Genomic DNA, 23,428 nt, shown 5'->3' on the forward strand with positions numbered 1-23,428 from the left:
GGCGGTCACCATGGCAGGGACCGGGGGCGGGCCGACTCGTCGTCGCGGAGGGTGGACATGTGGGTGCCGGTCCTGTTCGCGCTGGGCGCCGCGCTCAGCAACGCCCTCGCGACCGTGCTCCAGCGCAAGGCCGCCCTGACCGTGCCCAAGTCCGACGGCCTGCGCGTCGGACTCGTCCTCGACCTGCTGCGCCGCCCCGTCTGGCTGGCCGGCTTCATGGCCGTGATCACCGCCGGCGTCTGCCAGGCCGTGGCGCTCGCGACCGGACCGATCACCATCGTGCAGCCCCTGTTCGTCCTGGAACTCCCGCTCGCCCTCGTCATCGCCACGGCACTGCTCCAGGGGCGGCTGTCCCGCACCGGCTGGCTGGCCGTCTGCACGGTGGTGGCGGGGCTCGCCGTCCTGCTGTTCGCCGCGTCGCCCGCCGGGAACCGCACCCAGGTGCCGATGACCCACTGGATCCCGGCCCTCGTCGTGTGCGCCGCCGCCGCCGTCGCCCTCGTCGTCGTCGCACTCGGCCGCCCCGAGGGCCGCGCACGCGCCGCCTGCTTCGGACTGGCCGCGGCGGTCTCGTACGCCATGACGGCCGCGCTGATGAAGACGTCGATGCACACCCTCGACGACGGAGGCGTCACCGCCTTCCTCACCACCTGGCAGACGTACGGCTTCGCCCTGTTCGGGGTCTGCGCGCTGTTCCTCCTCGAGAACGCGATGCAGTCCGGCCCCTTGGTCGCCTCCCAGCCGGCCCTCACGCTGGGGGACGCGTGCGTGAGCCTGGCCCTCGGCATCACGGTCTACGCGGAGTACGTCCGCACGGGATGGTGGCTGGTCCCCCAGCTCCTGGGCGCCGCGCTGATCGTGGCCGGCGTGCTGGCGCTGTCCCGCCTGCCGTTGGCGCGGGCGCTGGCGAGCGAGGAGAAGGGGACGCCCTGAGGGGAACGTCGTTCCGGGTGCCCCGCACCTGCGCGCGTTGCTCGACGACTGACGCCCCGCCATCCCCCCACACGCTTATGAGGAGCCCTTTCGTGAACCGTTCCGCCGGCGGGCCGAGGTCCTCCGCGCCCCGGTCCGAGCAGGCCGCGCCGGCCGCCGCGACGGCCCTGCCGCCACGGCGCGCAGCGGGAGCCGCCGGCGCATGACTGCTGACGCCGGATCTCACACGAGGTCACGGGCGGCCAGGAGGGGCGCCCTGGCTGTGACCACGCGGCTCGCCGGCGCCCTACGGAGGACGCTGTGTAAGGTCCCGCCCCATGACCCCACCGTCCCCCGCCCCCGCCCCCGCCCCCGGCCCCCGCCCCCGCGCCCGTGACCTGGGCATCGTCATCGGACCCACCCCCACCGGACCGCTCGACGCCCTCACCGACGTGCCGGGAGTCCGCGTCGGACACACCACCCTCCGGCCCCGCCCCGACGTGCACAGCGGCGTCACCGCCGTCGTCCCCGACGGCGTACGTCCCGGAGCCCCGCTCCCCGCCGGCGTGTTCACCGGCAACGGGTACGGCAAGCTCATGGGCACCACCCAGCTCGCCGAACTCGGCGAGCTGGAGACTCCCGTGCTGCTCACCTCCACGTTGTCCGCGTTCCGGGTCGCCGATGCCCTCGTCGGGTGGATGCTCGAACAGCCCGGATGCGAGGACGTGGTGAGTCTCAACCCCGTCGTGGGGGAGTGCAACGACGGTTTCCTGTCCGACATCCGCCGCCGGCCCGTGCGCGAGGAGCACGTCCGCGCCGCGTTGGACAGGGCGTCGGCGGGGACGGTCGCCGAAGGGTGTGTCGGTGCGGGGACCGGCACCGTCGCTCTCGGGTTCAAGGCCGGTGTCGGGACGTCCTCCCGCACACCGGAGGTGAGGGGCCGCCGTGTCACCGTGGGCGCCCTCGTGCAGGCCAACTTCGGCGGCGCCCTGCGTGTCCTCGGACGGACCGTCACGCCCCGCTCGCTGGGGCTGGAGGACGCCGGGCCGCCCGCGGAGACCGGGTCCTGCATGATCGTCGTCGCCACGGACGCCCCGCTCGACGCCCGGCAGCTCACCCGCGTCGCACGCCGCGCCGTCTTCGCCCTCGCCCGCACGGGCGCGGCCTACAGTCACGGCAGCGGTGACTACGCCGTGGCCTTCACCACCACCCGGCCCGGCGCCGCGCCCCCGCTCGCCGACGCCGACCTGAGCCCCCTCTTCGAGGCGGTCCTCGACGCGGTGGAGGAAGCGGTCCTCAACTCCCTCCTCGCCGCCACCACGACCACGGGCTACGCCGGGCGCACCGTCCCCGCCCTCCCCGCGGCAGCTGCCGCGGGCGCCGCCTCGTCCACCGGCCGCTGATCCCGGCGGCCCCACACCATCGCCAGCCCCGGACCCACCTCCGCCAGCCGCGGTGACTCCAGGTAGGCCAGCGCCTCGTCCACCCCCCGTGCGTCGACCCGCCCCGTCGCCTCCAGTTCCGGGCGCATGCGCTGCCAGGTGTCCGACCAGAAGTGGGCCGCCGGGCCGCCCGGGAGCAGGGGCGGGCAGACGACCTCCGCGCCGATGTCGCGCAGGCCCGCCTCGCGCAGGTAGCGGGGGTACGCCGGCACCTCGCCGATGTCGGTGCCGATCGTCGCCCGCAGCGCCGCCCACATGGCGTCCATGGTCCGCCGGTACGCGGAGGAGCGGTCACGGGTGTCGGGCAGTTCCACCGCGTCGCCGAGCACCAGCAGCCCGCCCGGGCGGAGCAGGCCCGCCAGCCGGCGGACGAGCCGCCGGCGTCCGGGCAGGTGCATCAGCACGAACCGGGCGTGCACCAGGTCGAACCTGCCCGGGTCCAGATTCTCGTCGGTGATGTCCGCGGTGAGCACCCGCAGTCCGGGCAGCTCCCACGCGGTCAGGGCGCGGGTGTCCTGGTCCAGGGCGACGACCTCCGCCACGCCGGCGTCCTCCAGCAGCCACCGGGCGACGGTCCCGGTCCCCGCGCCGACCTCCAGGCACCGCATGCCCGGACCCGCGCCCAGTTTCCGGAGCCGGCGGGCGGTGACCGGGTCGTACACCAGCGCGGCGGCGTCGATGCGCTCCGACTCGTGCGGGTCCTCGGGCGTGAAGAGGTCCCGCCCGTAACGCCCGGGACCGCCGTCACCGCCGGGCGTGCCCCCACCGTCGGGCGTGCCGCCCGAGGGAGCTGCCGGATCCGTCACCCGGCCACCCCGGTCAGTCGATCCCGCTCGGCGTCGGCGACGGCGTGCGCCCCGCGAGCACTTCCTGCAGCCGCTGCGTGCCCTGCTCCACCGCGGCCGACGTGGTGTCGTGGTCGGCGCCCTCCAGCCCGCCGTTGGTGACCGTGATCGCGTCCGCGCCGATCTGCACGGCGGCGACGTCCAGGCTCAGGGTGGCGGGGACGCCGTTGCTCTCGCCCTTCACCGTCACGGTCAGCCCCTGCCGGTTGTCACCGGCCTGCGGCAGCGACGTCTCGATGACCTGGACCGTGCGCTCCCCGGCGTCTCCACCGGTCAGCGTGAACCGGTCACAGGTGTCGGGCAGCCGGCTCAGCCACTGCAGGGAGTCGTCCAGCTCCGCCTTGTCGTACGCGGCGACCTGGTACAGCAGCCGCGAGTCGCCCTCCTGGAAGCCGGTGAGCGCGGAGGCGCCCGTGGGCCTGCCCAGCAGCGTCTCGTCGAACAGCGCGTCGACCAGACGCCGGCAGTCCGCCGTGCCGCTCGTGCCGTCGACGAACGCGGCCACGTCGACGCTGCCCACCAGCAGCGAGTCCCGCCACTCGCGCGGGTCCCGCACCTGCGTCCAGTCGTCCTCGAGGTCCGCCGGGGTGATCAGCGCGTTCCGGGCGTCCTCCTCGCTGAGGTCCGACGGTGACGCCGAACCGGAGGGCGATTCGCCGGCGGGCGTGGAGGCCGCGGGCGACGTGGTCTGCGCGGCGAGGCCCCGTTCGGCGACCGTGGACGAGGTGTCCGCCCCGGGCGACACGCCGCCGTCCGAACCGGAACAGGCCGCCGCGGCGAACAGCGTGCCGACGGCCAGGGCGGCGGCCAGGGCGCGGGCCGGCCGGGTGAGCGGACGAGGGGTGGTCACGTGTGCCTCCTGTGGGACGGACGGTCGCCCGGCGCCTCCCCGCACCGGACACGCTTGCCCCCCTGACCTCCCACCGCACCACCGCTGCGCCCGTGCGACCAGCGCAGCGGAGGCATACAGGTGAGAGCGCCGGGCACACGGGCCCGTGGCTCCGGCCGGACGCGTACCGGCCCGGCGGCCGTGACGACTCCGACGGGCGCCCCCACGGCGCCCGCGCGGGAACGCTGATACGTTCCCGTTGCACCGTTATGTCCCGGAAAGGAAAGAAGCCACGTCCCCCACCGACAACGGCCCGACTCCGTCCACCGAGGCGGCCAGGCGCCATCCGAGGCTGTTCCGCGCCGTCCGTCGTCGGCAGAATCCGCCGCTGCGGCGGTCGGACATCACGGTGACGGACGAGCGGGCGGTCAAGCGTGCGGTGAAGGCCGCCTCGCTCGGCAACGCCATGGAATGGTTCGACTTCGGGATCTACGCGTACCTGGCCGGCACCATCGGCAGGGTCTTCTTCCCCTCGGGGAACGAGACGGCGCAGCTGCTGTCCTCCTTCGCCACCTTCGCGGTGGCCTTCCTGGTGCGCCCGCTGGGCGGCATGGTCTTCGGACCGATGGGCGACAGGATCGGCCGCAAGAAGGTCCTCGCCCTGACGATGATCCTGATGGCGATCGGCACGGCCGCGATCGGCATGCTGCCGACGTACGCGGCGGTCGGCTTCTGGGCGCCGCTGCTGCTGATCCTCTTCCGGCTGCTCCAGGGCTTCTCCACCGGCGGCGAGTACGGCGGCGCCTCCACCTTCATCGCCGAGTACGCCCCCGACCGGCGGCGCGGCTACTTCGGCAGCTTCCTGGAACTGGGCACGCTGGCCGGCTACACCGGCGCGGCGACTCTGGTCGTGGGGCTCACCGCCTGGCTCGGCTCCGACACCATGGACGCCTGGGGCTGGCGCATCCCCTTCCTGATCGCCGGTCCGCTCGGCATCGTCGGCATCTACCTGCGGCTGAAGCTGGACGACACCCCCGCCTACCTCAAGCTGGGGGAGGGCAACGTCCACGTCTCCGACGCCGCGAACCAGGTGGAGACCACCGCCCGCGGCGACCTCGCCAAGATCTTCCGGCAGCACTGGCGGGTCCTGGTGCTGTGCGTCACCCTGGTCGGCGCGTACAACATCACCGACTACATGCTGCTGTCGTACATGCCGACGTACCTGTCCGACGAGCTGGGCTACTCCGAGTCGCACGGACTGCTGATCCTGGTCGCCACCATGGTGCTGCTGATGCTGATCATCAACCAGGTCGGCCGGCTCAACGACCGCTTCGGGCGCAAGCCGCTGCTGATGGCCGGCATGCTGGGCTTCCTTTTCCTGTCCGCGCCGGCGTTCCTGCTCGTGCAGGAGGGCAGCCTGCTCGCGGTGTCGGCCGGCATGCTGATGCTCGGTCTGTCCCTGGTATGCCTGCTCGGCACCATGTCGGCCGCGCTGCCCGCCATGTTCCCGACGCCCGTGCGCTACGGCTCCCTGTCGGTCGGCTACAACCTGTCGGCCTCGCTGTTCGGCGGCACCACCCCGCTGGTGATCACCGCGCTGATCGGCGTGACCGGCTCGGACATGATGCCCGCGTACTACGCGATGGCGGCCGCCCTGGTCGGTGTGATCGCGGTCGCCTGCATGAAGGAGACGGCGCAGCAGCCTCTGGAGGGGTCCCCGCCCTCGGTGCAGACCGAGGAGGAGGCCGCGGAGATCGTGCGGGCGCAGGCGCCGTCCCCGAAGTTCTGACGCGGACGCCGGCGAGGAGCACCACGCGCCGCCCGGGCCGGGGACCCCGGTTCCCGAAGCCCGGTGCGGCGCCGTCGGGGCCCTCCCCGGAGGGCACGTCGAGGGCGGGCCGCCCGCCCGTCCCCAAGGTCACCGGACCGGGCCGGACGACACCGGCGCGGGTGGCGGAATAGGCGGCCGGGGGCCGCTGTTACACCTGCTGCCTGACATGCGCGAGTCATTCGACTCGGGCGGTGACGGCGGAAGGAGCACCTCATGGCACGCAGCACGGCACGCCCCCTCGTCAAGCTGAGGTCCACGGCCGGCACGGGCGTCACCTACGTGACGCGCAAGAACCGTCTGAACGACCCGGACCGCCTGGTCCTGCGGAAGTACGACGCGGTCGCCGGACAGCACGTCCTCTTCCGCGAGGAACGCTGACCCACCCCGTCTCCGCCGCTTCCGGCGGCGGAGGCCGCGGGAAGGGGCACCCATGAGGCACGGCATCCGCCCCGCCTCCCGCCCGGCCGTCCTCCGCGACCGCGCGGCAGGGTTCCCGTTCCTGACCCGCTCCGCCCTCGACTCCGGCAGGACGGTCGAGGGGGAGGACGGCACGACCTGTCCGGTCGCCGACGTCGAGATCCCGTCGGCGAGCCACCCGTTCCGCACCGGCACCGCACGCGTCCTCGGACACCGCGGGACGCGCGGAGCGCTTCGAGCGGCGCCACGGCACCGCTCCGGCCCGCCGCTGACCGGGACCCGGCCCTTCCCGGGCGCCCTGGGTCCCCCACAGGAGTACGTGATGAAGGTACGCAAGTCCCTGCGCTCGTTGAAGGCCAGGCCCGGCGCCCAGGTGGTGCGCCGCCGGGGCGTGACCTTCGTGATCAACAAGAAGGACCCGCGCTCCAAGGCCCGCCAGGGCTGACGAGCCGCAGGCGCCCCACGACGTCCGCACGGCCCGGCACCGCACTCCGCGGTGTCGGGCCGTCGGCGTGTTCCCGGCGCCGCCCGGCGGCCGCCTCCCGGTGCGGCGCACCCGCCGCGCGGCCAGGATGGAAGGACGTCGCGGGACCGGGCGGTGACGCCTGGCGTGACGGGGCGGACGGCAGCCGGGAGGCGGAGATGACGGTGAACCGGATCGGCCTGGTCGTGCACGGCGGACGCCCCGAGGCGGTGGCGGCCGCCGGCACGGTCCGCGACTGGTGCGTGGAGTACGGCGTCGCCTGCAAGGACGTCGACGTGTGGGCCGACGGCGGCCGGCACAGCGCCCGTCAGGAGGTGGCCGCCGCGGGCGACCCCGACCTGGTCGTCACCCTCGGCGGCGACGGCACGTTCCTGCGCGGCGCCCGGCTGGCCGCAGCCGCGGACGCCCTGGTTCTCGGCGTCGACCTCGGCAGGGTGGGCTTCCTGACGGAGGTGCCCATGACCGGGGTGCGCACCGCGCTGGACGCCGTCCACGAGGGCCGCCTGGCGGTCGAGGAGCGGATGCTGCTGACCATGCGCGCCTCCCGGCGCCTGGAGATCCCCGCGGACATCGAGGCGCTCATGCGGTACGGACGCGGCCCGCTGCTGCCGCCGACCAGCGTGCGCCCCGACTGCGAGACGGGCGGCGAGTGGGGCGTCCCGCTGGACGTGGCCGCCCTCAACGACGTGGTCCTGGAGAAGCTCGCCCGGGACCGGCAGGTCTCCGTCGGCGTCTACATCTCCGGCCGCCTGCTCGCCTCGTACTCCGCGGACGCGCTGCTGGTGGCGACCCCGACCGGTTCGACGGCGTACAGCTTCGCCGCCGGCGGCCCGGTCGTCTCACCGCGCGCGGAGGCGCTGGTGTTCACGCCGGTCGCACCGCACATGACGTTCGACCGCTCGGTCGTGGCCGCGCCGGACGAACCCGTCGGACTGCGGATCCTGGAGCGGTCCGGGCGGGCGGCCGTCAGCGTCGACGGCCAGGTCCGGGGCGTCATCGGCCCGGGCGACTGGATCGGCGTGTACGCGGCCCCCCGCAGGCTGCGCGCCGTACGCCTCGGCCCGATGGACTTCTACGGGCGGCTGCGCGAACGGATGAACCTGACCGACGCGCCCGCGGCGGTCGCCGACGGCACGCCCGCCCCCCTGTGGCCGGTGAGCAGCCCCCCGCCCGGGGACCTGACCCACCTCGCCATGCCCGTGAGCCCGGCCGCGCGGCCCTGACCGGGCGCGCGCCGGGGACTCAGCGGGTGAGCGCCTTGACGGTCGTCAGGTCCTCGCCGGTCAGCTCCGCGATCCGGTGGGCGGGCACCCCGGCCGCCACGGCACGGGCGAGCAGCGCCTCACGGCCCTCCGCGCACGAGCGGTAGGCGAGCAGTTCCTCCTCCATCCGCGCGACGTCGTGAGGGGCGTTGAGCTGCCGCACGCGGCTCAGCTCCTCGTCGCCGAGGGGGACGGGCAGCCGCTCGGCGCCCTCCGGAATGGCCGAGGTCTCCTCCGGCGGCAACAGCCGCAGACCGGGCGACGTCACGGTGACCCCCTGAGCCTCCAGCCACGCCCGCACGGCAGGAGTGTCCAGGAAGACCGCGTCCTCCACGGCGGCGAGCGGCACTCCCAGCGACACGGCGGGGTCGTCGAACAGCACGACGTAGGCGTCGTCGGTCATCGTCGGTTCCTCCTGAAAAGGCGTGTGGTCCCACTCCGGTGGACCTCCTCTACCCCTGATCGGGCGGTCCACGACAGGGACGCGGCACCCACGCCGCGTCCCCCCTCGCTCGCACGAGCCCTTACCGGTCGTCGACCTCCCGGTCGAAGTCCCGCGCGCACTCCTGCCGGTCGCTCTGGCTGTTCGCGTGATCGATGCAGTCCTGGTAGTCCTTGAACTCGTCGCTGTTGATCACGGCCACGCCCAGCGCCAGCAGCACCGACGACACCACGAGGGCCAGCGCGCCCAGCACCGCGCCGATGACGGCCATCGTCCCGTTCGTCGCCACGCCCCGTCTGCCGCGCCGGAAGCCGAGCACGCCGAAGACCACGGCCAGCAGGCCCAGCACGATGCCGCCGATCGCGGTCCAGAACAGCAGGGCGCCCACGATGCCCAGGACCAGTGCCGCGATGCCGAAGCCGTTGCGCCGTTCACCCGTGCCCGCCTGCTGCGGGTAGCCCGGCCCGTGGTGTCCGTGCGTCGAAGTCATCGGTGAGCCCTTCGGTTTGAGGGGTTGTCAGTCGCGCTTGCCCCGTCCGTGTGCCCGGACGGGTCGCCGGCATGCCGGACGCCGGCCTCACCGCCCGGGACGGCGGCCGTCCTCGGCGGCAGGGCGCCGCCCCGCCCGTGCCGCCCGCCCCTCGCCTTCGTCCGGCCGCTCACCGCGGCCGGCGACCCGGACGGGACCCCCGCATGCCGTTCTCCCCTCCGGTGACGCGTCACCGGCCGGTGCGCACCGGGACCGCCGGGCGGCGGACTACTGTCGGCGCATGAGCGAAGCGTCCAAGCGTTCCGTCGTCGTCGAGCGGACGAGCAGCAGCCGGTTCACCGCCACCAACCCGCGTGGCGGGACCATCCGGTTCAGCACCGACGGGGGTGACGCCTTCACCCCCGTCGAACTGCTGCTCGCCGCCATCGGGGGCTGCTCGGCGGCCGACGTCGACGTCGCCACCAGCCGGCACGCCGAGCCGGCCGCGTTCACCGTGGAGGTGACCGGCGACAAGATCAGTGACGAGCGGGGCAACCGCATGACCGGCCTGCGGGTGACCTTCCACGTCGCGTTCCCGGACGAGGACGGCGCCGAGCGGGCCCGTGCGATCCTGCCGCGCGCGGTGCGGACCTCCCACGACCGCCTCTGCACCGTCAGCCGCACCGTGGAGCTCGGCACGCCCGTCACCACCGTGGTCGCGGAGGACTGACGGCCCTGTCACGCGTGCCACGACCGGCCGGGCGCCGACGGGCGCGGGACGGCGGTCGGCCCGCCCGGCATCAGGGGAGCGGTGGCGTGCACCTCCGCCGTGCCGTGCTCGGCGAGCGGGCCGACGGTCAGACCCGCGGCGCGGCACCCGGCCACCAGGTCGGGCAGCGCGCCCAGCGTGGCCCGCCAGCATCCCGGCGCCGCCGTGCGGTCCGTGTCGTGCAGCAGGACCGTACCGCCGCCGCGCAGGTCCGCCTCGACCGCGGCGCGCACCGACGCGGGGGTGGCCGAGGCCGTCCAGTCCCGCCCCCAGGCCGTCCACAGCACCGGACGCAGCCCCGCCGCGCGGGCGGCGGTCCAGCGTCCGGAGGTGAGGATGCCGTACGGCGGCCGGTACCACAGCGGAGTCAGCCCCGTGACGTCCCGCACGGCCTCGACGGCGCGGCGCAGGGAGCGGGCGTCGCGCGCCGGCAGCCACGGCCGGTCGTGGCCCCAGCCGTGCACGGCCACCTCGTGCCCCCGCCGCACCGTCTCCCGCACCACGGCCGGATGCCGTACGACCCCGTCGCCGAGGACGAAGAAGGTGGCCCGCACACCGAGGCCGTCCAGCGTGTCGAGGAAGCGGGGCGTGGACGTGGGGTCGGGTCCGTCGTCGAAGGTCAGGGCGACGTGACGGGGGTGTCCGACGCCGGCGAGGCGGGGGGACAGGCGGCCGCGGACCACGGGCAGCCAGGTGGCCGCGGGGCCGATGTGCGCCAGGGCGGCCGCGGCGAGCGGCAGCCCGACGGCCGCGGCACGCCGCGCGGCCGACCGGGGGAGCGGATCGGTCATGGCGGAGACCTCCTGATCACGGGACGGCTCACCGAGGGTGGGACACCCGTCGCTGCGCCTCGGGGCCCGGGTCGTCCCGTGCCCTGGCCTGGTCCCAGCCGCCCCCGACCGACGGGGCGCGGGCCAGGCCGACGCTGCCCGCGCCCATCAGCGCGATGCCGATCACCTCCGGCACCACCCGCGCGCCGAGGCTGATCTGCTCCCCGAACAGCGCCCAGCCGAGGGCCACGCTGGTGAGCGCGTCGCCGAGGGTCAGGGCGGGCTGGGACGCGGCCAGCGTGCCCGCCCGGAACGCGGCCTGCAGCAGCAGGAACGCGATCACGCCCACCAGGGCGGTGGCGTACAGCGGCCATGCCGACAGGACGGCGGCCGGGCCGTCCGGGATCAGGCCGGTGACCTCCTTGAGCAGTGCGGCGGTCGCCGAGAACGACACGGCGGACGCCAGCCCCAGCAGCGCGGCGCGCGGCGCGCCCCGCACCGTGCGGGACACCGCCGTCAGCGACACCACCACCGCCAGCAGGGCCGATCCCGCCGGCCACCAGTGTCCGGGGACGGCCGTGGACCGCCCGGGCGTCGGCGCGGCCGCGGTCAGGAAGAGGGACAGGCCCGCCGCGAGGGCGACGAAGGCCAGCCAGGTTCTCAGATCCGGGCGGCGGTGGAAGACCAGGCTCCCCACCGCCAGGGTGAACAGCAGCTCGGCCGCCATCAGCGGCTGCACCAGCGCGAGACTCCCCACCCCGAGCGCGGCCGCCTGGAACACCGTCGACAGGGCGAGCATCCCCGCGCCCGCCAGCCAGTGCGGCCGTCGCAGCACGCGCCCGAGCCAGCGCAGCGCCTGCCGCAGCCCCTGGCCGCTCCCCGGCTCGTCGGCGGCGGCCCGCCGCTGCAGCACGGAGGCCGCGGCGTTCGCCAACGCCGCGAGGAGCGCCAGGACCACGGTCAGCACGCCGCGGCGCCGCTCATCCGAACGTGGCGGCCAGCCGTCGGTACAGTCCCGGCGCCGCGCCGCGCACCCTGGCCGGCAGTCGCAGCCATCCGGGGACGTAGATCTCGTTCCGCCCCCGGACGACGGCACGCCACACGGCGTCGGCCACCCGCTCGGGCGGCACCGGCCGGGGCCGGGTCCGCGCGTAGGGCGTGCCGCGCCGGTCGAAGAACGGCGTGTCCACCACCCCCGGCACGACGAGGCTCACGCCCACGCCGGTGCCGCGCAGCTCGTACCGCAGGGCGTCGGCGAAGACCGCCACCGCCGCCTTTGACGCCGAGTAGACCGCCTCGCCCCGCACCCCGACGGCCCCCGCCAGCGAACCGACGAGCACCACGCGGCCGGAGCCCGCCTCCACCATGGGGGGGACCACCTGCCGCACCAGCCGCAGCGTGGTCAGCAGATTGACCTCCATCACCTCGTCGAAGGCGCGGCGGGACATCGCGGTGAAGTCACCGGCCCAGCCGACCCCGGCGCACGCCACCAGCAGGTCCAGCCGTCCCACCGCGTCCAGCGCGAACCGGGTCAGCCGCCGCTCGGCGGCCGGCCGGGTGAGATCTTCGGGGAACACCGCGGCGGAGGCCCGCGCGGCGGTCTCGGCCAGACGCCGCGCGTCCCGCCCGTTGAGCACCAGACGCCACCCCTCCGCGGACAGCCTGCGCGCCACGGCGGCGCCGATGCCGGAGGAGGCGCCGGTCACCAGCGCCGTGCCCGGGCGCTGCGCCGCCGCTCCGGGACGCTCCCGTGCGTCGTCGGCGGACACCGCCGGTGTCCGGGTGCCGGAGGCGCCGGCCGTACCGGCGCGGGAGGGTGCGTGGGGCATGGGCTGACCTCGGCTGCTGGGCGGACACCGGAAGCGGCCGGCTGTGACCACTCCCGTCGTCCGGGAGGGGGTGAGCCCGGAGTATCCAGGTCAGGGACGCCCGAAACGCCCGGCGGGCGTTTCGCCGGCGCGCCGGAGGTGACTCGGCGGACGTGCTTCCGTCCTCCCCGGCCGCACACCGGGGCGCCGCCCGCCGGGCCGGCGCCCGCCGGGTGCTGGTGATCAGCGCGAGCATGGGCGCCGGCCACGACACGGTGGCCCGTGAACTCGTCCGCCGCGCCCGCGCGCAGGGCCACGAGGCGGACGCGGTGGACCTGATGCGGCTGCTGCCGTACGGCACGGGCTCCGGGCTGCGCGCCTTCTACCGGACGTCGGTGCGCCACGCGCCCTGGGTGTACGACGGCCTCTACCGGGCGTTCCTGCGCCCCGGCGACCACACCCGGCCCAGCGGCGTCCCGCTCGCCCGGCTCGCCGCCGACGGGCTGGTCCGGCTCGTGGAACGGACCGGCGCGGACGTGGTCGTGCCCGTCTTCCACCTCGCCGCGCAGCTCACCGGCCACCTCAGGGCACTGGGCCGGCTGCGCGTCCCCAGCGTCGTGTTCGTCCTCGACTTCGCCGTGCACCGGCAGTGGCTCCACCCGGGCAACGACGCCTGCTTCTGCCTCACCGACCAGGCCGCCGACGACGTGCGCGCGGCCGTGCCCGGCACGCACGTCGAGACCACGGGCCCGGTCGTGGCGCCCGGCTTCTTCGCCCCCGCCCCCGCCCCCGGCGCCGACGCGTGGCGGAAGCGGTTCGAGCGGTACGCCCCGGGACGGCCGCCCGTGCTGCTGTCCGCGGGCGCCTGGGGAGCCGCCGCGGGCCTCGGCGAGACCGCCCGGCTGCTGGCCGGCGCCGGTTACCTCCCCGTGGTGCTGTGCGGCCGCAACCAGGCGCTGCGGTCCCGCACCGCCCGGGTGCCGGGCGTGCTCGCCCAGGACTGGGTGACCGACATGCCGGGCCTGCTGCACGCGGTGCGCGTGCTGGTCGACAACGCCGCCGGCCAGACCGCCGTGCAGGCCCTGGCCGCCGGACTGCCGGTGGTCGGCCACCGCCCGCTGCCCGGACACGGCGCCGACGGGGTGCACCGGATGGCGGAGCTCGGTCTCTCCGAGACAGCCGCCGACGGCGCCGCCCTGCTGGACGTCCTGCGGCGGCTGACCACGGAGGGCCCCGACGCACGTCGGCGGCGGGCGGCACGCGGGCGTGCGGTCTTCCGCGCCGACGTCATGGAGCGCGCCGCCGCCCTGGCCGGCCGGTCCGCCGTGCCGGCCCGCGGCCCGCGCTGACGGCAGTTCCCCGTCACTCGGCGCCGACCCGCTGCCGCTCCTCGTGCCGGTGCCGGTGACCGAGGTGGAAGTGGCCGTGGTGGGTGAGCAGCCAGTGCCCGAACAGTGCGCCGCCGTACACGACGAAGCCCACCCCGATCAGCCAGGACTCCACGACCAGGACCACGCCGACCGTGCCGTAACTGACGGCGTTGTCCACGATCAGCGGGGTGAAGACGTAGTACGAGAAGATGCGCAGGCCGATCAGGCCCACCATGGTGGCGACCGCGCCCGGGAGCAGGTCCCGCCAGCGGACCTGGCCGCCCAGCAGGAAACGCTGGCCCCACCAGAAGAACAGCACCCCGGTCGCCGCCGTCAGGGTGATCCGCTCGGGCCCGTGCAGCAGCGTGCGCGTGCGCACCTCCTGGTACAGGTACGCGGTCAGCACGACGAGCCACAGCGCCTGCCGCCACACCCGGTGCCAGGGGCCGTGCGGCAGCTGCCACACCCGTTCGTAGCCGTTCTGGACGCTGCCGCCCAGGGCGACGCCGAACAGGGCGAGGACCAGACCGCCCCAGACGCTGATGGCGCCCACCACCTTGCGCGGCGGGCTGATGATCTCCGTGAGCACCCGCGCGGACCGGCCGGTGAGCCCCATGCCGTCCGCCAGCCAGGTCGCGAAGCCGCCCCGGCCCAGCGGGTCCGCGGCGGCCACGACGATCAGCAGCGGCGCCAGGGTCACCAGCGCGAGGGTGGCGAAGCCCATGGCCCGGTGCATCAGCTCCAGCTCACGGCCCCGCGCCATCAGGGCGTGGGCGCCCAGCCACCTCCAGCTGTTCCGGAGCACGCCGAGGTACCGCCTCACGGTGCCCCTCCTTCGCCTGCCCGGACACGCGCCGCGAAGTGAGCCGCGGCGGGACCGGAGCGTCTCGTGCCACGCCGGGGCGGGCCGGGGCGCCGCGCGGCACCCGCTCCGCTCCCCGCGCCCATCATCCGGTGACCGCGACGGGGCCCGCCACTTCGCCCGCCCGCCCGGTCCCGCCGGACAGCCGCCCGCGACGGCCGTCCGGCGGGGCGCGGAGGCGCGGCTCAGCGGCGGGTGTCCCCGCCGACCGTCACCCGTTCACCCGGCCGGCAGCGCAGGATGCGTCCGCCGTGGCCGCGCCGGGCGGCCTCGTCGAGGAAGTCGGACAGCGGCGAGCGGAAGACGCCGTAGTCGTCGTAGTGGACGGGCAGCGCCCGGTGCGGACGGATCACGTCGAGCAGATCGGCGCCCTGCCCGGCGTCCATGGTGACGACCAGTCCGCCGGGCAGCGTGGTCCCGCCCAGGTGCAGCACCGCCAGATGGATGTCGGGGTGCCGGCGGGCGATCTCGCGCAGCCCGTCGAACATCAGCGTGTCGCCGGAGATGTAGAGGACGAGGCGGATACGGCCGGAGCGGTCGCCGAACTCCAGCAGGCTCCCCATCACCGGCGGCAGCAGACGGTGGACCGGGGCCGGCGCGTGCCGCCCGGGCAGCGCGGTGACGCGGACCAGCGACGTGCCGCGCAGCAGGGTGTGGCTCTGCCAGGTGCGCAGGCCCACGGCGCGGTGGAACCCGAACACCCCTTGCAGGACACGGGAGGCGTGCGGGGTCGTCAGGAACGGCAGACCCCGGTCCAGATGGCGCCGGGCCACCCGGTCGAAGTGGTCGCCGTGCAGATGGGACAGCACCACGGCGTCCAGGTCGGCGTGCGGGAGATCGGTGACGTCGACGGCGGGCTCGGTCAGCCGGCGCGAGACGAGGCCGTAGCCGAGGTGCGCCCGCTGTCCCCGGTGCAGGAAGTTCGGGTCGGTCAGCAGGGTCAGGTCCCCGTAGCGGATCAGCAGGGTGGCGTTGCCGATGAACTGCACCTCGACGGTGCCCGTGGGCGGTGTGTGCTGCACGGCGAACTCCCTCCGCCGTCTCCGGCGTCCCGAACACGCCCCGAGTGCTCCCGCACGGCCGTCCTACACCCGGCGGAAGCCGTCCGCGTGCCGGACGCGGGATCGCGGGTACCCGCGCCGGTGGTCCCAGTTCTCCACCCTTCCGGCCGCGCGCCCCGCCGCGTGCGACGGACGGGTTGCACGCCGGGAGGTCCGGTTGCGTCTCCGCCACAGTCGTCCCACCGACGCCGGGTACCGCAGGCTGCGTCACGGGCGTGGCTTCCGCTACCTCGACACCCGGGGCGAGCCCCTGCGCGACCCCGGGGAGCTGGCCCGCGTCCGCGCGCTGGTCATCCCGCCGGCCTGGACGGACGTGTGGATCTGCGCCCGTGCCAACGGCCACCTCCAGGCCGTGGGCACCGACGCCGCCGGACGCCGGCAGTACCTCTACCACCCGCGGTTCCGCGCCGAGCAGGAGGCCGCCAAGCACGAGCACGTCCTCGACGTCGCCCAGGCGCTGCCCGCGCTGCGGGAGGCCGTCGAGGGACACCTCGCAGACCGGGGCCTGACCCGCTCCCGCGTCCTCGCCACCGCCGTCCGCCTGCTCGACCTCGGCTTCTTCCGCATCGGCAGCGACCGGTACGCCGAGCTCAACAACAGCTACGGCCTCACCACCCTGCTGCGGGAGCACTCCAGCTGCCGGGCGGGCGCGGTGCGGTTCAGCTACACCGGCAAGCACGGCAGGGAGATCATCCAGACCGTGGCCGACCCCGCCGTCTGCCGCAGCCTCACCGCGCTGCTGCGCCGCCGCGGCGGCGGCGACCGGCTCCTGGCGTACTGGGAGGGACGCGCCTGGCACGACGTGAGCAACGCCGACGTCAACGCGTACCTCAAGGAGCTGGCCGGTCTCGAGGTCACCGCCAAGGACTTCCGCACCTGGCACGCCACCGTCATGGCCGCCGTCGCCCTGGCCGTCTCGGAGCCGGTCGCCCGCAGCGAGACCGCCCGCCGCCGCGCCATCGCCCGCGCCGCGCGCGAAGTCGCCGGATACCTCGGCAACACCCCCGCCGTCTGCCGCGCCTCCTACATCAACCCGCGCGTGATCGAGCTGTACGAGGAGGGCGTCACCGTGGCGCCCGCCCTGCCGCACCTGGGGAACGAGGCCGCGTTCGGCATCCCCGCCACCCAGGGCGCCGCCGAGCGGGCCGTGCTGAGCATGCTGCGCACAGGGACCCCGCCCGCCCCGACGGGGGAGTGAGGCGCGGAACGCCCCCTACGCGCCCCCGCCTCCGACCAGCTCCGCCCCGGACCACAGCAGCCGCGTCACCGCCGTCCCCGCCACCGCCATCGCCGCCCGGAACGGCCACCGGCTGCGCCGCCCCGCCGCCGGCGCCGTACCCGCCACGGCCACCGCGCCCGCCGCGACGGCCAGGCACAGCCCGCCCGGACCCGCCGCGCCGGGCGGCCCCGCGACGACCACGCCCACGGCCGCCAGCATCACCAGCGGGGCCAGCCACCGGCAGACCGTACGGCCCAGCCGCTGCGGCAGCCCCCGCACGCCCGTCGCCAGGTCGTCCTCGATGTCCGGCAGCACGTTCACCAGATGCGCCCCCACTCCCAGCAGCGCCCCCGCCGTCACGGCCCACCACGCGGGCCAGGCGGGCCGCGACAGCCCCAGCGTGACGAAGACCGGGAGCGCACCGAACCCCACGGCGTACGGCAGCGGCGACAGCACCGTGTGCTTCAGCCGCAGGTTGTAGCACCAGCCCGCCGCCACCCCCGTCAGATGCGCCGCCGCCGCGCCCGGCCCGCCGAGCAGCGACAGCGGCACGCACAGCACCAGGGCCGTCCACGCCGCCCCCGCCACCGCCCGCGCGGACAGCCGCCCCTCCGCCACGGGCTTGTCCGTCCGCCCGCAGACCGTGTCGCGGCGCGCGTCGGCCGCGTCGTTGCACCAGCCCACCGACAGCTGACCGGCCAGCACCGCCGCGCCCACCGCCGCCGCCCCCGCGGGACCGTGCCCCGCCGCCACCGCCAGCGCGGTCACGAACACCGTCACGGCCAGCGCCGGCTCCGGATGGCAGCAGCGCAGCAACGCCAGGAGACGGCGCGGCGGCGTACGCGGAAGAACCCCGGTCGGGTGGTGGGACACGGGTGCACGGTAGCCGGGCGGCGACGGCGAGGAAGGCATGACCGACATGCGTGTCCCTCTCATCGCCGACCCGGCGCCCGCCGCCCCTCCGCCTCCGGACGCCGCCGCGGCGACCACCGCCGTCGCCGCCGTGCACACCGCGCTGCCGCCCCACCACTATCCCCAGGACCGGCTCACCGAGCCCATCGGCGACCTGTGCCTGGCCCCGGGAGCCGACCGCGCCGTGCTGCGCCGCCTGCACGCGTCCGCCGGTGTGCGCACCCGTCATCTCGCCCTGCCCATCGAGCGGTACGCGGCGCTCCGCGACTTCCGCGAGAGCAACGAGGCATGGCTGACGGCGGGCCTCGACCTGGCCGAACGGGCGCTCACCACCGCGCTGGCCCAGGCCGGGCTCGCCCCGGCCGACGTCGACCTGCTGGTGTGCGCCTCCATCACCGGCGTCGCCGCCCCGTCCCTCGACGCCCGGCTGGCCGGACGGGTCGGCCTGCGGCCCGACGTCAAGCGGCTTCCGGTGTTCGGCCTGGGCTGCGTCGCGGGCGCCGCCGGCCTGGCCCGCGTCCACGACTACCTGCGCGGACACCCCGGCGGGACCGCCGTGCTGCTCACCGTCGAACTGTGCTCGCTGACCCTGCAGAAGGGCGACGACTCCCGCGCCAACCTGGTCGCCGGCGCCCTGTTCGGCGACGGAGCGGCGGCCCTCGTCGCCCGCGCCACCGCGACCGGCCGAGCGGGACCGGAACCGGCCGCCGGACCCACGGTCCTCGCCACCCGAAGCCACCTCTACCCGGGCACCGAGCACCTCCTCGGCTGGGACGTCGGCGCCGACGGCTTCCGCGTCGTCATCGACCCCGCCGTCCCCGCACTGGTCCGCCGCGACCTGGGCGCACAGGTCCGCGGCTTCCTCGCCGGACACGGCCTGGGCATCGCGGACATCGGCGCCTGGGTGTGCCATCCGGGCGGCCCCAAGGTGCTGGAGGCCGTGGCCGACGCGCTCGCCCTGCCCGACGACGCCCTCGCCCCGTCGCGGCGCTCGCTCGCCGCCGTCGGCAACCTGTCCTCCGCCTCGGTCCTGCACATCCTCCAGGGCCTCACGGAGGCCCACCGGCCCGCGCCGGGCACCTGGGGACTGCTGATGGCGATGGGCCCGGGCTTCTGCTCCGAACTCGTCCTGCTGCGCTGGTGAGGAGCCCGTCATGACCTGGTACACGCTGCTCGTCCTCGCCGTGGCCGTCGAACGCCTCGCCGAACTCGTCACGGCCCGCCGCAACGCGGCGTGGACCCGCGCACGGGCCGGTGTGGAGCACGGCCGCGGCCACTACCCCGTCATGGTCGTCCTGCACACCGGCCTGCTCGCGGGCTGCCTGCTCGAACCCCTCCTCGCCGGCCGCCCGTTCCTGCCCGCCCTCGGCTGGCCCGCGCTGGCGCTCGCCCTGCTCGCCCAGGCCCTGCGCTGGTGGTGCGTCGTCACGCTGGGCCCGTACTGGAACACCCGGGTCATCGTCGTCCCCGGCGCCCGCCTCGTCGGCGGCGGTCCCTACCGCTTCCTCCGCCACCCCAACTACGTCGCCGTCGTCGTCGAGGGCGCCGCCCTGCCCCTGGTGCACTCGGCGTGGATCACGGCGACCGTGTTCACGCTGGCCGACGCGGTGCTGCTGACCGTGCGCATCCGCTGCGAGAACGCCGCCCTCACCCGCGCGGTGCCCGCGTGAGACGCCCCGACCTCCTCGTCGTCGGCGGCGGACCGGCGGGCCTCGCCACCGCCCTGCACGCCGCCCGCGCCGGCCTGGACACCGTCGTCGCGGAACCCCGCCCGGCCCCGGTCGACAAGGCGTGCGGCGAGGGCCTGATGCCCGGCGCCGTCCGCGCCCTCACCGCCCTCGGCCTGCACGCCCCCGGTCACCCCCTCACCGGCATCCGCTACGTGCAGGGGCCCTGCCGCGTCGAGGCCGCGTTCCGCCGGGAGCGGGGCCTCGGCGTCCGCCGCACCGACCTGCACACCGTCCTGCACCGGGCGGTCCTCGACGCGGGCGTGCCCGTCCTCCCGCTGCGCGTGGACGGCGTACGGCAGGACGCGGACGGCGTGACCGTCCCCGGGGCGGGACTGCGCGCCCGGTGGCTCGTCGCCGCCGACGGCCTCCACTCACCCGTGCGCCGCTCCCTCGGCCTGGACCGCCCGGCCCGGACCGCGCCCCGCTACGGACTGCGCCGGCACTACGCCGTGCCGCCCTGGTCGTCCCGCGTCGAGGTGCACTGGGGACCGGACGCCGAGGCCTACGTCACCCCGCTCGGCCCGGAACTGGTCGGCGTGGCCCTGCTGACCGCGCACCGGGCCCCCTACGACGTCCAGCTGGCCGGCTTCCCCGAGCTGGCCGCCCGCCTCCCGCCGCACACGGCCGTCACCCCGGTCCGCGGCGCCGGCCCCCTGCGCCGCCGCTCCCGCACCCGCGTGCACGGCAGGGTCCTGTTCGTCGGCGACGCCGCCGGATACGTCGACGCGCTGACCGGTGAGGGCGTCTGCCTCGCCCTCACCGGCGCCCGCGCCCTCGTCGCCAACCTCCGCACCGGCACGCCCGGCCGCTACGACGCCGACTGGGCCCGCGTCACCCGCCGCTACCGCGTCCTGACGGAAGCGCTGGTCAGGGCGCGCCAGCAGCCCGCGCTCGCCCCGCACATCGTCCCCGTGGCCGCGCGCCTGCCCCGGCTGTTCGCCGCGGCGGTCCAAGCCCTCGGGTGAGCCGGCGGGCGGTCACCCGCAGTCCGGATCGGGGCTGAGGAGCAGCAGGGCGATGTCGTCGCCGGGCGTGGGGGCGTGCCGGACGAGCGTGTCGGCCATGGCGTCCAGGTCGCAGGGGTCGGACTGCTCCACCAGACCGGCGAGGGCGGCGGTCGCGTCGTCGGGGTCCACCCCCGGCGCCTCGACCAGCCCGTCGGTGTAGAGCACCAGCACGCAACCGTGCGGCAGGGCGAACTCCAGCGACGGGTAGCGGGCCGTCGGGTCGATGCCGAGGAGCAGACCGGGCGGGATGCTCAGCAGCTCGGTGCGCCCGTCGCCGTGCCGCACCAGGGGCGGCGGATGCCCCGCGGTGGCCAGGCAGGCCCGCCCGCGGCCGAGGTCCAGGTGCGCGTACAGACAGCTGGTGAAGAGCCCGGGGTCCAGGTCGGTGAGGAGCCGGTTGGTGCCGCGCAGGACGTGGTCCGGGGGCGCGCCGACGGTGGCGTGGGCGTGCACGGCGGTGCGGACCTGCCCCATGAGCGCCGCCGCGTCCACGTTGTGCCCCTGCACGTCCCCGATGGTGGCCGCCGCGGTGTTCTCGTCGAGGCGGATCAGGTCGTAGAAGTCGCCGCCGACGCCCAGGCCGCGGGCGGCCGGCAGATAGCGGGCGGCGACCCGCAGCCCGGGGACGCGGGGCAGGCTGTGGGGGAGCAGCGCCGACTGGAGCCGGTGGGCGAGGCGGTCCTTGTTGTCGTAGAGGCGGGCCCGGTCGAGGGCCTGGCCGACCAGACCGGCCAGGGAGGTGAGGACGGCGCGTTCGCTGGGCGGGAAGCCGTGCGGCCGGTCGTAGGAGAGCAGCAGGGAGCCGATCGGGTGGCCGGAGGAGATCAGCGGCAGGACCGCCCACGCGGCCCTGCCGTCCTGGTGCGTCACCTCCGGGTACGCGGCCGCCATCTGCTCGAAGGTGGGGAAGAAGGCGGGCTCCCCGGTGGCCAGGACCGCCGCCCCCGGAATGTCCCGGCTCAGCGGCACGCCGTCGAACCGGGCGAGCAGCTCGGTGCTGTAACCGCGATGGCCCACTATCCTCAGCCGGCCGTCCTCGGCCGTCATGAGCACCATGGCCTGGGCGCCGAGGGCGGGCAGCAGCTGGTCGGCGGTCTGGTCCACCACGTCCTGCACCCCGACGGCCTCGGTCAGCGTGGTCGCCAGGTGCATCAGGTGGTACAGCACCGTGGCCCGGCCGGGACCCCGCGCCGTCTCCGCGACCGGATCCGCGTTCTGCTGATCGGTGGCGCGGTCGATGCGCACGCTGATGCCGGAGGGATCCGGGTACAGCTCGAACGACAGCCAGGTGCCGGGAGGCCGCAGCACCCGGAACTCCTGCGGGGCCCGGCTGATCACCGCCGCGCGGTAGCGGTCCTCGACATGGGGGACGTCCATCCACGGCAGGACCTCCCACGGCAGGGCGCCCAGCAGGCGGTCCGGGGCGGCGCCGACGAGTTCGGCGGCGGCCGGGGTGACGAGGGTGATCCGGCCGTGCAGGTCGAGGGCGACGTACCCGCCCGGCAGCCGGTCGAGGAGCGCCGTGCCGGCCCATGCCTCGGCAGCCGTCGGAGTGCGCCCCGGCTCCGGCGGCAGGATGCGCGGCCGGCCGGCGGAGAGGAGCGGCTCGCCGCGCCGGGCGGCCTGCTCGAAGAGGTGGCCGAGGCGACGGGAGCCCGCGCGGACGGCGTCGTGCTCGGCGCGGCTCAGCTGCGGCGGGTGCCCGCTCGGCCAGAGCAGCACCAGCCCTCCCCGGATTCCCTTGTCCGACGCGACCGGTACGGCCGCCAGGGCGAAGTCGTAAGGGAGCACCACCGCCGGCCGCGGATAGCGTCGCGCCATCTCCACCTGGCTGTTCACCCACACCAGGCGCTCCTCGCGCACCGCGTCGGCCACCGGTATCGGGTCGCTCACCGCCACTCTGCTCCACGGCGCGACCATCTCGCGCGAGGCGCCGGACACCAGGATCAGCCAGAGGGCACGGCGGTCGGGGGTGAGGACGTAGAGCAGGGCGCTGGAGGCCCCGGCCGCCCGCACGAGTTCGGTGAGCGCGGTGTCCATCAGCCACCCGCCCGGCCGCCCGGCGCGGGCGGGGCAGGTCCGTCGACCGGTGCCGCCCGAACTTCTCCCATACCGGGACACTACGCCGAAACCGTACCGGAGGCATCCAGCGCCGGGGCGGCAGGTCAGGCGGCGCCGCCTCGGGCGGACGGCCCGGAGGCCCCGGCGCGCAGCACCGGCATCATCGTCTCGACCCCGCCCCCCGCGAGGTGGTCCAGGACCATCCGGTTGACCTCGGCGGGCTTCTCCAGCGGCACCAGGTGGGACGCGCCGGGGACGACGGCCAGCCGGGCGTCGGGCAGGGCGCGGTACAGGGCCGCGGTGTGCTCCAGGGTCATCAGGTCGTCGTCGCCGCTCATGACGAGCGTGGGCGCCCGCACGCCGGCCAGGTCCCCGGCGTCGAGCGTCGGCTGGGTGCGCCACATGTCGATCACCCGCGTCGCCACGGCCGGCCAGTGCTCCGGCCCGTCCGGGCTGACGGCCACGTACAGCTCGCGGAAGAAGGCCAGGCCGGCGCTGTCCGGGGTCATCGCATCCAGCATCCCGGGCGCCATGAACGCCTCGGACGCGGGGCGGAAGTTCGCCCCGATCAGCACCGTCCTGCGCACCAGGTCCGGCCGTGCCAGGGCGGTCAGCAGCGCGACGACGGCGCCGTCGCTCCAGCCGACCAGGTGCGCCGGACCGCCCACCACGGTCTCCAGGAACGCCACCGTGTCGTCGGCCATGTCGGTGTACGTCAGCGGGCCCCCGACGTCCGGGGTGTGGCCGTGCGCCCGCCGCTCCGGCAGATAGAGGCGGTGGGCCGTGGCGAGGCCGGGCCGCTGCGCGCCCCAGGTGTCGTTGGTGCAGAAGCCGCCGTGCAGCAGCACCAGCGGGTCGCCGGAACCCTCGGTCTCGTACCAGGTCCTGACCCCGGGAAGGTCCGCGTAGTCGCCCATGCCTCCCGG

The 23,428-nt window shown here is 75.7% G+C and carries 23 protein-coding genes and 2 pseudogenes; 13 read left to right on the forward strand and 12 right to left on the reverse strand.

All coding sequences use genetic code 11. The features are described from left to right. The first annotated feature begins 57 nt into the window (after window positions 1–57). Together C1708_RS31025 and C1708_RS31030 are read left to right on the forward strand one after the other, a co-directional pair. Window positions 58–933: a DMT family transporter gene (locus tag C1708_RS31025; RefSeq protein WP_198602657.1), complete on the forward strand. Its 876-nt coding sequence runs from the start codon at window positions 58–60 to the stop codon at window positions 931–933. 317 nt (window positions 934–1,250) lie between these two features. Then, entirely contained in the window at window positions 1,251–2,315 is a 1,065-nt protein-coding gene (locus tag C1708_RS31030) for a P1 family peptidase (RefSeq protein WP_106415800.1), read from the forward strand. On the opposite strand, the gene C1708_RS31035 is transcribed toward C1708_RS31030, so the two are convergent. Then, window positions 2,243–3,160 (reverse strand): class I SAM-dependent methyltransferase, encoded by a 918-nt coding sequence (locus tag C1708_RS31035; protein ID WP_106415801.1) that lies wholly within the window; start codon window positions 3,158–3,160, stop codon window positions 2,243–2,245. The two genes, C1708_RS31030 and C1708_RS31035, sit on opposite strands and share 73 nt — an antisense overlap. Window positions 3,161–3,173: 13 nt before the next feature. Continuing rightward, a complete protein-coding gene (locus C1708_RS31040) occupies window positions 3,174–4,049 on the reverse strand; it encodes a hypothetical protein (RefSeq protein ID WP_106415802.1) in 876 nt (291 codons plus the stop codon). A gap of 238 nt (window positions 4,050–4,287) precedes the next feature. Between C1708_RS31040 and C1708_RS31045 the strand changes: the two genes are divergently transcribed. The 5 genes and pseudogenes from C1708_RS31045 to C1708_RS31065 all read left to right on the forward strand — a co-directional run bounded on the left by C1708_RS31045 (window position 4,288) and on the right by C1708_RS31065 (window position 7,983). Continuing rightward, the gene (locus C1708_RS31045) at window positions 4,288–5,817 is read left to right on the forward strand and encodes an MFS transporter (protein ID WP_106415803.1); all 1,530 of its coding nucleotides are present in this window, start codon (window positions 4,288–4,290) and stop codon (window positions 5,815–5,817) included. A 255-nt stretch (window positions 5,818–6,072) separates the two neighbouring features. Continuing rightward, the gene (gene rpmG, locus C1708_RS31050) at window positions 6,073–6,237 is read left to right on the forward strand and encodes a 50S ribosomal protein L33 (protein ID WP_106415804.1); all 165 of its coding nucleotides are present in this window, start codon (window positions 6,073–6,075) and stop codon (window positions 6,235–6,237) included. Window positions 6,238–6,289: 52 nt separating this feature from the next. Continuing rightward, window positions 6,290–6,548: pseudogene (locus tag C1708_RS31055) on the forward strand (50S ribosomal protein L31). Between the two features lie 62 nt (window positions 6,549–6,610). Continuing rightward, window positions 6,611–6,721, forward strand: a pseudogene (locus C1708_RS31060) (ribosomal protein bL36); the annotation flags it as partial. Window positions 6,722–6,918: 197 nt separating this feature from the next. Next, entirely contained in the window at window positions 6,919–7,983 is a 1,065-nt protein-coding gene (locus tag C1708_RS31065; RefSeq protein ID WP_106415806.1) for an NAD(+)/NADH kinase, read from the forward strand. Window positions 7,984–8,002: 19 nt separating this feature from the next. Here the strand turns inward: C1708_RS31065 and C1708_RS31070 are convergent, their stop codons facing one another. Both C1708_RS31070 and C1708_RS31075 read right to left on the reverse strand, forming a co-directional pair. Further along, window positions 8,003–8,425 (reverse strand): DUF6003 family protein, encoded by a 423-nt coding sequence (locus C1708_RS31070; RefSeq protein WP_106415807.1) that lies wholly within the window; start codon window positions 8,423–8,425, stop codon window positions 8,003–8,005. Between the two features lie 121 nt (window positions 8,426–8,546). Then, window positions 8,547–8,954, reverse strand: coding sequence for a DUF4190 domain-containing protein (locus C1708_RS31075; RefSeq protein WP_106415808.1), 408 nt, complete (start codon window positions 8,952–8,954; stop codon window positions 8,547–8,549). 280 nt (window positions 8,955–9,234) lie between these two features. On the opposite strand from C1708_RS31075, the gene C1708_RS31080 reads away from it, so the two are divergent. Beyond that, window positions 9,235–9,663, forward strand: coding sequence for an OsmC family protein (locus C1708_RS31080; RefSeq protein ID WP_106415809.1), 429 nt, complete (start codon window positions 9,235–9,237; stop codon window positions 9,661–9,663). A gap of 8 nt (window positions 9,664–9,671) precedes the next feature. Here C1708_RS31080 and C1708_RS31085 read toward each other — a convergent pair whose 3' ends face one another. Genes C1708_RS31085 through C1708_RS31095 form a run of 3 tightly spaced genes read right to left on the reverse strand, consistent with a single transcriptional unit; the run spans window position 9,672 to window position 12,301 of the window. Next, on the reverse strand, window positions 9,672–10,493 hold the full coding sequence (locus tag C1708_RS31085; RefSeq protein WP_106415810.1) for a polysaccharide deacetylase family protein: 822 nt from the start codon (window positions 10,491–10,493) through the stop codon (window positions 9,672–9,674). Between the two features lie 28 nt (window positions 10,494–10,521). Further along, window positions 10,522–11,439: a DMT family transporter gene (locus C1708_RS31090; RefSeq protein ID WP_106415811.1), complete on the reverse strand. Its 918-nt coding sequence runs from the start codon at window positions 11,437–11,439 to the stop codon at window positions 10,522–10,524. 13 nt (window positions 11,440–11,452) lie between these two features. Next, window positions 11,453–12,301 carry an SDR family NAD(P)-dependent oxidoreductase gene (locus C1708_RS31095; protein ID WP_106415812.1) on the reverse strand — a complete coding sequence of 283 codons (849 nt, stop codon included), beginning with the start codon at window positions 12,299–12,301 and terminating at the stop codon, window positions 11,453–11,455. Window positions 12,302–12,453: 152 nt separating this feature from the next. On the opposite strand from C1708_RS31095, the gene C1708_RS31100 reads away from it, so the two are divergent. Next, window positions 12,454–13,629: an MGDG synthase family glycosyltransferase gene (locus tag C1708_RS31100; RefSeq protein WP_391663178.1), complete on the forward strand. Its 1,176-nt coding sequence runs from the start codon at window positions 12,454–12,456 to the stop codon at window positions 13,627–13,629. Window positions 13,630–13,642: 13 nt separating this feature from the next. On the opposite strand, the gene C1708_RS31105 is transcribed toward C1708_RS31100, so the two are convergent. Together C1708_RS31105 and C1708_RS31110 are read right to left on the reverse strand one after the other, a co-directional pair. Continuing rightward, window positions 13,643–14,413, reverse strand: a complete 771-nt coding sequence (locus C1708_RS31105; protein ID WP_241911478.1) for a YhjD/YihY/BrkB family envelope integrity protein — start codon at window positions 14,411–14,413, stop codon at window positions 13,643–13,645. Window positions 14,414–14,697: 284 nt separating this feature from the next. Further along, window positions 14,698–15,534: an MBL fold metallo-hydrolase gene (locus C1708_RS31110; protein ID WP_106415814.1), complete on the reverse strand. Its 837-nt coding sequence runs from the start codon at window positions 15,532–15,534 to the stop codon at window positions 14,698–14,700. A gap of 196 nt (window positions 15,535–15,730) precedes the next feature. Between C1708_RS31110 and C1708_RS31115 the strand changes: the two genes are divergently transcribed. Further along, the gene (locus C1708_RS31115) at window positions 15,731–16,771 is read left to right on the forward strand and encodes a DNA topoisomerase IB (protein WP_106415815.1); all 1,041 of its coding nucleotides are present in this window, start codon (window positions 15,731–15,733) and stop codon (window positions 16,769–16,771) included. 15 nt (window positions 16,772–16,786) lie between these two features. Here C1708_RS31115 and C1708_RS31120 read toward each other — a convergent pair whose 3' ends face one another. Next, window positions 16,787–17,704, reverse strand: coding sequence for a UbiA family prenyltransferase (locus tag C1708_RS31120; RefSeq protein WP_106416569.1), 918 nt, complete (start codon window positions 17,702–17,704; stop codon window positions 16,787–16,789). Between the two features lie 7 nt (window positions 17,705–17,711). Here C1708_RS31120 and C1708_RS31125 point away from each other — a divergent pair, with 7 nt between their 5' ends. From C1708_RS31125 to C1708_RS31135, 3 genes are read left to right on the forward strand one after another with little or no spacing between them, the layout of a single operon-like run. Next, complete coding sequence (locus tag C1708_RS31125; RefSeq protein ID WP_106416570.1) at window positions 17,712–18,848, forward strand: type III polyketide synthase; 1,137 nt, start codon at window positions 17,712–17,714, stop codon at window positions 18,846–18,848. A gap of 10 nt (window positions 18,849–18,858) precedes the next feature. Then, window positions 18,859–19,374 (forward strand): isoprenylcysteine carboxyl methyltransferase family protein, encoded by a 516-nt coding sequence (locus C1708_RS31130; RefSeq protein WP_106415816.1) that lies wholly within the window; start codon window positions 18,859–18,861, stop codon window positions 19,372–19,374. Next, the gene (locus tag C1708_RS31135) at window positions 19,371–20,399 is read left to right on the forward strand and encodes an NAD(P)/FAD-dependent oxidoreductase (protein WP_106415817.1); all 1,029 of its coding nucleotides are present in this window, start codon (window positions 19,371–19,373) and stop codon (window positions 20,397–20,399) included. The genes C1708_RS31130 and C1708_RS31135 overlap by 4 nt, the downstream gene beginning before the upstream one ends. A gap of 12 nt (window positions 20,400–20,411) precedes the next feature. On the opposite strand, the gene C1708_RS31140 is transcribed toward C1708_RS31135, so the two are convergent. Both C1708_RS31140 and C1708_RS31145 read right to left on the reverse strand, forming a co-directional pair. Beyond that, a complete protein-coding gene (locus C1708_RS31140) occupies window positions 20,412–22,481 on the reverse strand; it encodes a SpoIIE family protein phosphatase (RefSeq protein WP_106415818.1) in 2,070 nt (689 codons plus the stop codon). Between the two features lie 125 nt (window positions 22,482–22,606). Further along, window positions 22,607–23,419, reverse strand: a complete 813-nt coding sequence (locus C1708_RS31145) for an alpha/beta fold hydrolase (protein WP_106415819.1) — start codon at window positions 23,417–23,419, stop codon at window positions 22,607–22,609. Between the last annotated feature and the right edge of the window lie 9 nt (window positions 23,420–23,428).

Source organism: Streptomyces sp. DH-12, assembly GCF_002899455.1.
GTDB lineage: Bacteria > Actinomycetota > Actinomycetes > Streptomycetales > Streptomycetaceae > Streptomyces.